Annotated in this window: 10 protein-coding genes; 5 read left to right on the top strand and 5 right to left on the bottom strand. The window is 71.0% G+C overall.

Features of this window, described 5'->3' with window-relative positions; all coding sequences use genetic code 11:
- The first annotated feature begins 6 nt into the window (after positions 1 to 6).
- Entirely contained in the window at positions 7 to 516 is a 510-nt protein-coding gene (locus tag ACWC1K_RS30190) for a hypothetical protein (protein ID WP_450836008.1), read from the top strand.
- A 23-nt stretch (positions 517 to 539) separates the two neighbouring features.
- On the opposite strand, the gene ACWC1K_RS30195 is transcribed toward ACWC1K_RS30190, so the two are convergent.
- The 4 genes from ACWC1K_RS30195 to ACWC1K_RS30210 all read right to left on the bottom strand — a co-directional run bounded on the left by ACWC1K_RS30195 (position 540) and on the right by ACWC1K_RS30210 (position 5306).
- Positions 540 to 2687: an MMPL family transporter gene (locus ACWC1K_RS30195; protein ID WP_450836010.1), complete on the bottom strand. Its 2148-nt coding sequence runs from the start codon at positions 2685 to 2687 to the stop codon at positions 540 to 542.
- Positions 2688 to 2830: 143 nt separating this feature from the next.
- A complete protein-coding gene (locus tag ACWC1K_RS30200; RefSeq protein ID WP_450836012.1) occupies positions 2831 to 3121 on the bottom strand; it encodes a hypothetical protein in 291 nt (96 codons plus the stop codon).
- Complete coding sequence (locus ACWC1K_RS30205) at positions 3118 to 3747, bottom strand: sigma-70 family RNA polymerase sigma factor (protein WP_450836014.1); 630 nt, start codon at positions 3745 to 3747, stop codon at positions 3118 to 3120. The genes ACWC1K_RS30200 and ACWC1K_RS30205 overlap by 4 nt, the downstream gene beginning before the upstream one ends.
- The gene (locus ACWC1K_RS30210) at positions 3744 to 5306 is read right to left on the bottom strand and encodes a sodium:solute symporter family protein (protein ID WP_450836016.1); all 1563 of its coding nucleotides are present in this window, start codon (positions 5304 to 5306) and stop codon (positions 3744 to 3746) included. Before ACWC1K_RS30210 ends, ACWC1K_RS30205 begins: the two co-directional genes overlap by 4 nt.
- Before the next feature lie 168 nt (positions 5307 to 5474).
- Here ACWC1K_RS30210 and ACWC1K_RS30215 point away from each other — a divergent pair, with 168 nt between their 5' ends.
- From ACWC1K_RS30215 to ACWC1K_RS30225, 3 genes are read left to right on the top strand one after another with little or no spacing between them, the layout of a single operon-like run.
- Complete coding sequence (locus tag ACWC1K_RS30215) at positions 5475 to 5696, top strand: DUF3311 domain-containing protein (protein ID WP_450836018.1); 222 nt, start codon at positions 5475 to 5477, stop codon at positions 5694 to 5696.
- A 60-nt stretch (positions 5697 to 5756) separates the two neighbouring features.
- Positions 5757 to 7919, top strand: coding sequence for a carbon starvation CstA family protein (locus ACWC1K_RS30220; RefSeq protein ID WP_450836020.1), 2163 nt, complete (start codon positions 5757 to 5759; stop codon positions 7917 to 7919).
- The gene (locus ACWC1K_RS30225) at positions 7916 to 8104 is read left to right on the top strand and encodes a YbdD/YjiX family protein (protein WP_450836021.1); all 189 of its coding nucleotides are present in this window, start codon (positions 7916 to 7918) and stop codon (positions 8102 to 8104) included. The genes ACWC1K_RS30220 and ACWC1K_RS30225 overlap by 4 nt, the downstream gene beginning before the upstream one ends.
- A gap of 59 nt (positions 8105 to 8163) precedes the next feature.
- Here the strand turns inward: ACWC1K_RS30225 and ACWC1K_RS30230 are convergent, their stop codons facing one another.
- The gene (locus tag ACWC1K_RS30230; RefSeq protein WP_450836023.1) at positions 8164 to 8922 is read right to left on the bottom strand and encodes a GNAT family N-acetyltransferase; all 759 of its coding nucleotides are present in this window, start codon (positions 8920 to 8922) and stop codon (positions 8164 to 8166) included.
- A 135-nt stretch (positions 8923 to 9057) separates the two neighbouring features.
- On the opposite strand from ACWC1K_RS30230, the gene ACWC1K_RS30235 reads away from it, so the two are divergent.
- Positions 9058 to 9273: a DUF4177 domain-containing protein gene (locus ACWC1K_RS30235; protein ID WP_266964598.1), complete on the top strand. Its 216-nt coding sequence runs from the start codon at positions 9058 to 9060 to the stop codon at positions 9271 to 9273.
- Positions 9274 to 9399 lie beyond the last annotated feature (126 nt).

Genomic DNA, 9399 nt, shown 5'->3' on the forward strand with positions numbered 1-9399 from the left:
GGCGACATGAGCGACACACAGACCGGCAACCGCATACGGGCCGCTGTACCGACTCCGGACAGCGACCTGCTCGAGCGGATACGCCGGCACCGGCGGCACACCCTGGAACTGCTGACCGTCTGCGCCGTCGCTCTCGTCCCCTGGACCGTGCTGCTGGGGGTGACCCTGCCCTCCGGGTACCAGGTCCACCACTGGCGCGTGACGTGGGTGGGATTCGACGTCCTGCTCGTGGTCGCGATGGCCTCCACCGCTCTTCTGGGATGGCTGCGGCACCGCGCCGTCATCCTGGCGGCTCTCGCAACGGCCCTGCTGCTGATCTGCGACGCGTGGTTCGACGTGTCTCTCGCCTTCGGCACCTCGGAGATCTGGCTGTCGGCGGCACTGGCCGTGTGCGCCGAACTGCCCCTGGCGTTCTATCTGATCCGCCGGGTGATGGGGATGATCTCGTTGGCGCAGTGGCCCTCCGCCCAGGCCGTGGCGTGCAGCGACGAACAGGCCGCCGAGCTGGACACCTGAGAGATCCGGCACTTCGCCGGGCTTCAGCTCGTGGGCTGCTGTGCGCTGGGCGTCACCTTCTCCGGATGCGGATGCGACGGCGCCACCCGCAGCAGTCGGGCCGCCCAGCCGGGCAGCTGCCAGTTCCACGGGCCGAACAGTGACACCAGCGACGGAACCAGCAGCATCCGCACGATGGTCGCATCCAGGAGGATGCCGATGCCAAGGCCCGTCGCCAGCGTCTTCAGATCGGTGCCGGGGCCCGAGGCGAGTGCGGCGAAGGCGAGGAAGAGGATCAGCGCGGCGCTGGTGACCAGTCGGCCGGTGCGGCCGATCCCCTCGATCACGGCGGCGTCGGTGGAGCGGCCGGTGTCGTACTCCTCGCGGATGCGGGAGAGGATGAACACCTCGTAGTCCATGGACAGTCCGAACAGGAACGCGAAGACCATCAGCGGGATCCAGAAGGTGATCGCGCCGGTGGCCGCGATGCCGAAGACCGCGTCGGAGCCGTGACCGTCCTGCCAGAAGATCACCATCAGGCCGAGGGTCGCCGCGAGTGAGACCAGGTTCAGCAGGACCGCCTTGAGCGGCAGCAGCAGCGAGCGGAAGGCGCGCACCAGCAGGACGTACGTCAGCAGTGCGATGATCGTGAGCATCAGCGGGAAGTTGCCGTAGACGGCGTGCATGAAGTCGATCTGTGCCGCGCCGATGCCGGCGACGCCGATGACGCCGGGCAGGCTGTCCGCGGCGGTCTTGACCCGTTTGACGACGCCGACGCTCTTGGAGTTCACCGTCTCGTGGTCGGGGATGACGACGACGATGCTCTCCCCGCCGCGGTTGCCGGCCGGCCCGGACGGCACGAGCACGCTGCTCACACCGTCGATCTTGGCGAACCGGGCGGCGGCCGTGCGGGCCTGGTCGGTGCGGACCAGGACCTCCATGGGGGTCAGGGCGCCGGTCGGCACACCGCCCCGCTCCAGGGTCTGCAGGGTCTCGTAGGCCGGTCCGCTCTTGGCCAGCGACTCGGAGGAGGCAAGACCGATCTTGACGTCGAGGAAGACTCCGGTCAGAGCGAAGAGCGTGCCGAGCGCCACGGCGGCCGCGATCCAGCGGCGTCGTACGACAGCGGTGGTCCACCGGCTCCAGAAGCGGCTGGCCCGGTTCTCGTGCCGGATCTTCGGCCAGTCGACCTTCGGCCCGATGCCGCCCAGGATCGCCGGGGTGAGCGTGAGCGTCGTCAGCACGCTCGCCAGGGGGATGAGTGCTCCGCCGTAGCCCATGCTCCGCATGAACGGGACCGGCAGGACCACCAGCGCCAGCAGACCGATCGCGACGGTGACGCCGCTGAACAGCACGGCGTGCCCGGCGCGTTCCATCGCGACGACGACCGCGTCGTGGTTCTCCCGGCCGTGGTCGCGCTCCTCGCGCCAGCGGGTGACGAACAGCAGTGAGTAGTCGATCGCCACGCCCAGGCCGATGAGGGCGACCAGGAACTGCACGATGAACGACACATCGGTGGCGTAGGTGAGCGGCAGCAGCATCACGAAGGTCGCGAGGATCGACACCGCGGCCACCACCAGCGGCAGCAGGGCCAGGAAGGACGCGAACACGAAGGCGAGTACGGCCAGCGCGCCGACGGCGCCGAGGAGCGTCTCCCCGAGGACGCCCGGTCCGCCGCCGTTGTCGCCGCCGGAGGCCAGCACGTCCTCCCCCGTCACGCCGACCGCAGCACCCGACGGCGCGGCGTGCTGTGCCGCCGACCGGATCGGATCGGTCAGGAGCTTCTGGCTGGGTGAGGGGTTGAACCGGTAGAACACCAGGGCGTAGGCCGTGCGGTCGTCCTTCGTCCGGAACGCCTTGTCCCCGGTGTTCGCCTCGTCGATCACGCGTAGGCCGGGGGCTGCTGTGCCGACGGCCGTGAACGCCCGCCCCACGTCACTCTCGTGACCGGTGATCGTCTGTCCTGGGGGGAGTGTGACCGAGACCAGATAGGGGTTCGTGTCGCCGCCGCTGCCGAACGCGTGCTCGATGCGGTGAGCCGTCACCGTGCCGGGCTGGCCGGGCAGGGAGAAGTCGATCGTCAGCCGGTCCGTCGTCCGGCCGGCCAACAGGATGCCGGCGACGAGCACCAGTCCCCAGAACGCCACGACCGCCTTGCGATGCCTCAGAACGAACTCGGCCCACCGTCGCATACCCGGACCTTCCCCACGTTTAGGTTGCGGGAGTTTAGCGCTGCGCCCCTTTCCTTCACTATCAGATGGATCGATGAAGTGTGATGTGCTCCGGTGTTCGTGTCGGCCTGCGCCGTCGTACGGGCGCTCGGCGGGCGGTGGTCTCAGCTCCGACCGGTCAGCCCCCCTCCCAGGGCACCAGGGCTGCCCGCGCCGGAGAAGATCACGCCGGGATGGGCCGGTGTCTGGTTGAGGACCCACAGCCCGATCAGGGTGGCGAGGGTGAAGACCACCGCGATGAGGGCGGCCAGCACGAGGCGGCGGCGCCGCTCGCGGCGCAGCCAGTCGCCGCGGGCCGTGCGGTAGGCGTCTGGGTCGGCCTGCACACCGCCGGCCAGGGCCTGCAGGGCCTCGCGCAGCTCCTGTTCCGTGCGGTCCGGTGAGGTGTCGTTCATCGCCGGGCCTCCATCACCTGGCTCAGCGCGGCGATGCCGCGCGCGGTGTGTGTCTTGACCGAACCGCAGGAGATGCCCATGGCGGCGGCTATCTCGCTCTCCTTGAGTCCGAGCCAGTGACGCAGGACGAGTGCCTCGCGCTGCCGTGCGGGCAGCTGCTGCAGTGCGTCGATCAGGGCGCGCTGGTCGTCGTGGAGCAGGGCGGTGCTCTCCGCGGAGGCGACCAGGTCGCTCGGCGGTCCTTCGACGTGCTTGCGGGCGACCTGCAGATGACGTATCCGCATCCGGGTCAGATTGCACACCGTGGACCGCAGATAGGCCTCCGCAGCCCCGGCCTCCCGCAGCCTGCGCCACTTGCGGTAGATCTGGTAGTAGGCCTCGGCGACCACGTTCTCCGGGTCGTCGGCGCCGAGGAGCACGGCCAGCCTCAGCATCGACGCGTAGTGCACCTCGAACAGACGGGCAAGGGCGGCCTCGCGCTCCAGGTCGGCCGGGTCCCGCAGGGCGGGCGTGAGGGCCTCGGGGGCGTCGGGCGGTGCGGCCGCGGGCTGCGGGACGCGTGGTTCGGTGACCGCGGCCGGCACGGCCTGCGGCACCGTTACGCGGGGGTGCTGTCTGCGTCTCACGGGTTGTTCGCTCCCGTCTCGGGGCGCCGCCTGACGGTCAGGCGGGACGGCAGGTGGGTGGCGTCGGCGCCGCGCGGGACGCCGAGGCGTTCGAGGGCCGCGGTGCCGGCCACGGCGACGACCAGGTTGAGCAGGAGCGCCGCGAGGCCTGCGTAGACCTGCAGCGGCCGCTCGCCGAATCCGAACGGCACGACGGACGAGAAGCCCTCCCGCACCACCAGACAGGTGCCCGCCGCCATGCCCGCGGCCCAGCCGGCCAGCAGGGCGCGCGGATGCAGTCGGCCGGTGAACAGGCCGATCGCCACCGCGGGGAAGATCTGCAGGATCCACACCCCGCCGAGCAGCTGGAGGTTGATCGCGTCCTGGTCGCGCAGCCCGAACACGAAGGCGACCGCGCCGACCTTCGCGGTGAGCGACACCGCGCGGGCGATGCGTACCTGCCGCTTGGGCGTGGCCGTCGGGTTGACGTACTCGACGTACACATTGCGTACGAAGCTGGTCGCGGCGGCGATCGACATCACGGCGGCCGGGACCAGCGCGCCCACGGTGATCGCGGCGAACACGAGTCCGGCCAGCGGCGCCGGCATCAGCCGGTCCACGAGCATCGGTACGGCCGCCTCGGCGCCGCCCTTCGGTGCCCGTACTCCCGCCGCGAGGGCCGCGATGCCGAGGAAGCCGAAGAGGGCGAGCAGCCCGGTCCACGCGGGCAGCGCCACGGAGACCTTGCGCAGGGTGCGCGGGCCGTCGGCGGCGAAAGCGGCCGTCAGGACGTGCGGGTACATCAGCAGCGCCAGCGCGGAGCCCAGGGCGAGGGTGGCGTAGGCGGGCTGCTGCTGGGGGGAGAGCAGCAGGGCGGAGTGGGCCGCGTCCGTGCCGCCCAGGCGTCGCGCGGCGCCGTCGAAGACCGCGCCGGGCCCGCCGAGCCGCTCCAGGACCAGCCAGCACACCGCGGCGACCGAGACGAAGACCGCGCCGGCCTTGAGCGCCGAGATGACCGTGGGCGCCCGCAGCCCGTGCCGGTAGGTGGCCACCGCCAGCCCCGCGAACAGTGCCACCATCACCAGGTCACCGGTCACGCCCCGCGGATACACTCCCCCGGCCGTCAACACCGCCCGTATGCCGAGCAGTTGGAGCGCCAGATACGGCATCGTGGCGAGGATCCCGGTCAGGGCGACGACCAGTGCCAGCGGCGGGGACCCGTAGCGGCCTCGCACGAAGTCGGCGGCGGTGATGTACCCGTGCCGGCGGGCCACCGCCCACAGGCGGCTCAGCAGGACGAAGGCGATCGGGCAGACGATCACCGTGTACGGCACGGCGAAGAAGGCGGGCGCCCCGTTGCCGTAGGCGAGTCCTGGTACGGCGGTGAAGGTGTACGCGGTGAAGATCGTGCCGCCCAGCAGCAGCCAGGTCCACACCGGGCCGAGGCTGCGGTCGGCCAGCGCCCAGCCCTCCAGGGACGGCAGCCGGTCGGTGGGGTGCAGGCGCCGTGCGGTGACGGCGAGCAGCGACGCTCCGCCGATCACGGCGAGGAACGTCGCGGTCATGGCACCGTTCGCCATGGGTCACCGTCCTTGGTGTGCCTGAGCCCTCGCCGGAGAGTTGCGCACGCGGCCGGTTCCGATGACAGAAAACCGGCGGGAAATCTCCCGGACATTCGCTGTCAACCACTTCCGGGGGGTGGGCAACTCTTGCACAGACCGACAGCGGTGGGGAGAGGAGCGCAGGTCATGGCACGGACCGGTCAGCACCGGCTACGGCGCGTCGCGATCGCCGTACTGCTCCTCGCGCCCGCCGCGGGTCTGCTGTGGGTCCCCTGGTACGCCGGTGCGAGCCCTCGGCTTGCCGGGACGCCGTTCTTCTACTGGTACCAGCTCGCCTGGGTGCCGGGCGGCGGCCTGTGTCTGCTCGCCGCCTATGCGCTGACCAGGCACGACCGTCACGGTCCCTGATTCCGTACAGCCTTTCTGTCACTTGACGCCCTTTGATCACCCTTGAGGTGAGGAGCCGCCATGCCCACGTCCGCCATGCCCGGAACCGGTCTCCCGGTGCCTCCACGTCCGGGCCGCTCCCGTATGTCCCCGCGGTCACTCCTGCTGTGGACCACCCTCTCGTTGCTGGGCGCGGTCGCCTGGGGAGTCCTCGCGCTCGCCCGCGGCGAGAAGATCTCCGCGGTGTGGCTGGTCGTCGCCGCGCTCGGCTCGTATGCCATCGCCTACCGCTTCTACTCGCGCTTCATCGCCCGCCGCGTCCTGCGGCCGGACGACAGCCGGGCCACCCCGGCCGAGCGCCTGGAGGACGGCGTCGACTTCCACCCCACCGACCGCCGGGTGCTCCTCGGCCACCACTTCGCCGCGATCGCCGGCGCCGGACCGCTGGTGGGGCCGGTCCTGGCGGCACAGATGGGGTATCTGCCCGGCACCCTGTGGATCGTGGCCGGGGTGATCTTCGCCGGGGCCGTGCAGGACATGGTGGTGCTGTTCCTGTCCATGCGGCGCGACGGCAAGTCGCTCGGGCAGATGGCCCGTGACGAGATCGGCCGGGCGGGCGGAGCCGCGGCGCTGATCGCCGTCTTCGCCATCATGATCATCCTGCTGGGGGTGCTGGCACTCGTGGTCGTCAACGCGCTCGCCCACTCCCCCTGGGGCACCTTCTCCGTGGCGATGACCATCCCCATCGCCCTGTTCATGGGTGTCTGGATGCATCGCATCCGGCCCGGCCGGGTCGTCGAGGCCAGCCTCATCGGAGTGGCCCTGCTCCTGCTCGCGATCGCCGGCGGCAGCTGGATCCAGAACTCCTCGCTCGCCGACGTCTTCACCCTGAGCCCGACGACGCTCGTGTTCTGTCTGGTCGGATACGGGTTCGTCGCCTCCGTCCTGCCGGTGTGGATGCTCCTCGCGCCGCGCGACTACCTCTCCACCTTCATGAAGATCGGCACCATCGCGCTGCTCGCGGTCGGTGTCGTGGTCGCCGCCCCGGTGCTGCGGGCCGACGCCGTCAGCAAGTTCGCCTCGACCGGCGCCGGGCCCGTGTTCGCCGGGGCACTGTTCCCCTTCCTGTTCATCACCATCGCCTGCGGCGCGCTGTCCGGCTTCCACGCGCTGGTCTCCTCCGGCACGACTCCCAAGCTGATCCAGAAGGAGTCCCAGGTCCGGATGATCGGCTACGGCGCGATGCTGATGGAGTCCTTCGTGGCGATCATGGCGTTGATCGCCGCGGCGACCCTGGAGCCGGGCCTGTACTACGCGATGAACGCACCCGCCGGACTGCTGGGCACGACGGCCGCGTCCGCCTCGCACGCGGTGGCGGGCCTCGGCTTCACCATCACTCCCGACCAGCTCACCCACGCCGCCAGCGCCGTCGAGGAGCAGACCCTGATCGCCCGCTCCGGCGGCGCGCCGACCCTCGCCGTCGGCATGTCGGAGATCTTCTCCGGCGTCTTCGGCGGCACGGCGCTGAAGGCCTTCTGGTACCACTTCGCGATCATGTTCGAGGCGCTGTTCATCCTCACCACCGTCGACGCCGGCACCCGGGTGGGCCGCTTCATGCTCCAGGACATGCTGGGCAACGTCGTCAAACCGCTCGGCCGGGTCAACTGGAAGCCGGGCATCTGGCTGTGCAGCGGCCTGGTCGTGGCCGCCTGGGGCTACTTCCTCCACACCGGGGCCACGGACCCCCTCGGCGGAATCAACCAGCTCTTCCCGCTCTTCGGTATCGCCAACCAGCTCCTCGCCGCCGTCGCCCTCACCGTGTGCACCACGGTCCTGATCAAGTCCGGGCGGCTGCGCTGGGCCTGGGTCACCGCCGTGCCCCTGGCCTGGGTGGTCGCGGTCACCTTCACCGCCGGCTGGCAGAAGATCTTCTCCGACGACCCCAAGGTCGGGTTCTTCGCCCAGCGGGCGCGCTACGCCGACGCCCTCGACGCCGGCCAGGTCCTGCCGCCCGCCAAGAGCCTCACGGACATGCACGCCGTGGTGACCAACTCCACCGTCGACGGCGTCCTCATCGCCCTGTTCCTGCTGCTGGTCGCCGTGGTGATCGTCAATGCGGCGGTGGTGTGCGTCCGGGCCGTACGGTCGCCGCTCCCGCCGGCGACGACCGAGGCGCCGTACGTCGAGTCCCGTATCGACCGGCCCGAGCAGGCCGGCGAGCCGCTGGTGGGGGCGGGTTCATGAACCCGCGGGCCTGGGCGCGGAGAGTGCGCTGGTATCTGCGCGAGCTGACCGGGGAGGCGGAGTACGACCGCTACTGCGAGCGGCACCGGCGCCACCACCCGCTCGCTCCGGTCCCCACCCGCCGCGAATACCAGATGCTCCGGGCCCTCCACCGCGAGGAGCACCCGCACAGCCGCTGCTGCTGACGCCTTCGGCAACTGCCCGCATGGGGCGGGTGCGCATCCATGCGTGACGCGCACCCGTCTCACGCGCGGGGAGGTTCACGGTCGAGGGCAGGGTGCTGGGCCATCTCGATGCTGAGTTGTGCGCCCAGTTCCGCGAAGCCCAGTGCGGCCGCCACGCGTCGGGAGGCCGGGCGCCGGGCGCGCCACTGCGGCAGCAACCCCGCAGCGAGGGCGTGCGCGACCGTTGCGGAGCCCGTCACCCGGGCAAGTCCGCGCCCTCGCGCCTGTGGTGCGGTCAGCACGCTGACGTGGGCGGTTCCGCACGGCCAGGTTCGGTATCCGGCGGCGGCGACCACCTGACCGCGCTCACGGACCACGAACGCGGGCGACGTGATCTCGTCCAGACCGGCCTCATCGGCGTCGTCCGGTCCCGCCACCCTTTCCAACTGCCTCAACTCGGGATCTGCAGCGGGTAGTTGCTCCACCGCCGGCACACCGGGGCGCACTGGCCGGAAGCGCTCCGATGACACGTATGACAACGCCGCCGGGCCGAGCACTCTGCTCACCGGCAGCATCCTGCCAACCGATTCCGCGTCCACGGCAGCATCCACCGGGAGTCCCCGCAGTGCGTCGCGAACGATCGCGCCGACGGTGTCGCTGGGCACGGTCACGATCGCCGATCCGCACAGAGCCACTACGCCGACCCAGCCCTCCGGGCACATCCGGGATTCCGGGGAGACAGCCACGTGGACACCGCCCCGTGGCGGAAACAGGACCGGTACCCCGGCGAGGTGCTCCCACAGTCGGTGGGCTCCGGCCACCAGCGGATCGATCGACATGGCCACGATCCTGTCAGGCGGGAAGGGGTCTCTGGGTGGCGAGCGCCTGGCCCGTCCTCCCGCAAGTGTGGCCGGCCTCGCAGCATGATTGGCTGACCTCGGGCAGTGCAACAACACACCGGAGGGCACGCAGGCATGAGCAACGGCTACACCTACGAGTACAAGGTCGTCAGTTTCCGGGAGTCGCTGATCGGTGACGCGCTGGACAGCGACAAGCTGGAGAAGGTTCTCAACAAGCATGCCGAGGACGGCTGGGGCCTGAAGGCGATCACCTCTGCCGACGTCAAGGGGCGTATCGGCCCCGGCGCGGTCGAGGGCCTGCTCCTCACCTTCGAACGGCCCCGCGCATAGCGCCGGCTGCACCACTGTTTCCAGCGTCGGGGGGGGGGGGGGGGGGGGGCGCCCCGCCCCCCCCCCGGCGCCCCCCCCCCCCGGGCGTGGGGCGGCGCCGGGGGGTCAGGGGAGGCCCGGAGGGCA

This window comes from Streptomyces sp. NPDC001492 (assembly GCF_053597275.1).

Coding starts and splice junctions, on each gene's coding strand:
- ACWC1K_RS30220 (WP_450836020.1), top strand. CDS start 5,757: ATGCCCACGTCCGCCATGCCCGGAACCGGTCTCCCGGTGCCTCCACGT.
- ACWC1K_RS30210 (WP_450836016.1), bottom strand. CDS start 5,306: ATGGCGAACGGTGCCATGACCGCGACGTTCCTCGCCGTGATCGGCGGA.
- ACWC1K_RS30235 (WP_266964598.1), top strand. CDS start 9,058: ATGAGCAACGGCTACACCTACGAGTACAAGGTCGTCAGTTTCCGGGAG.
- ACWC1K_RS30225 (WP_450836021.1), top strand. CDS start 7,916: ATGAACCCGCGGGCCTGGGCGCGGAGAGTGCGCTGGTATCTGCGCGAG.
- ACWC1K_RS30230 (WP_450836023.1), bottom strand. CDS start 8,922: ATGTCGATCGATCCGCTGGTGGCCGGAGCCCACCGACTGTGGGAGCAC.
- ACWC1K_RS30215 (WP_450836018.1), top strand. CDS start 5,475: ATGGCACGGACCGGTCAGCACCGGCTACGGCGCGTCGCGATCGCCGTA.
- ACWC1K_RS30200 (WP_450836012.1), bottom strand. CDS start 3,121: ATGAACGACACCTCACCGGACCGCACGGAACAGGAGCTGCGCGAGGCC.
- ACWC1K_RS30195 (WP_450836010.1), bottom strand. CDS start 2,687: ATGCGACGGTGGGCCGAGTTCGTTCTGAGGCATCGCAAGGCGGTCGTG.
- ACWC1K_RS30190 (WP_450836008.1), top strand. CDS start 7: ATGAGCGACACACAGACCGGCAACCGCATACGGGCCGCTGTACCGACT.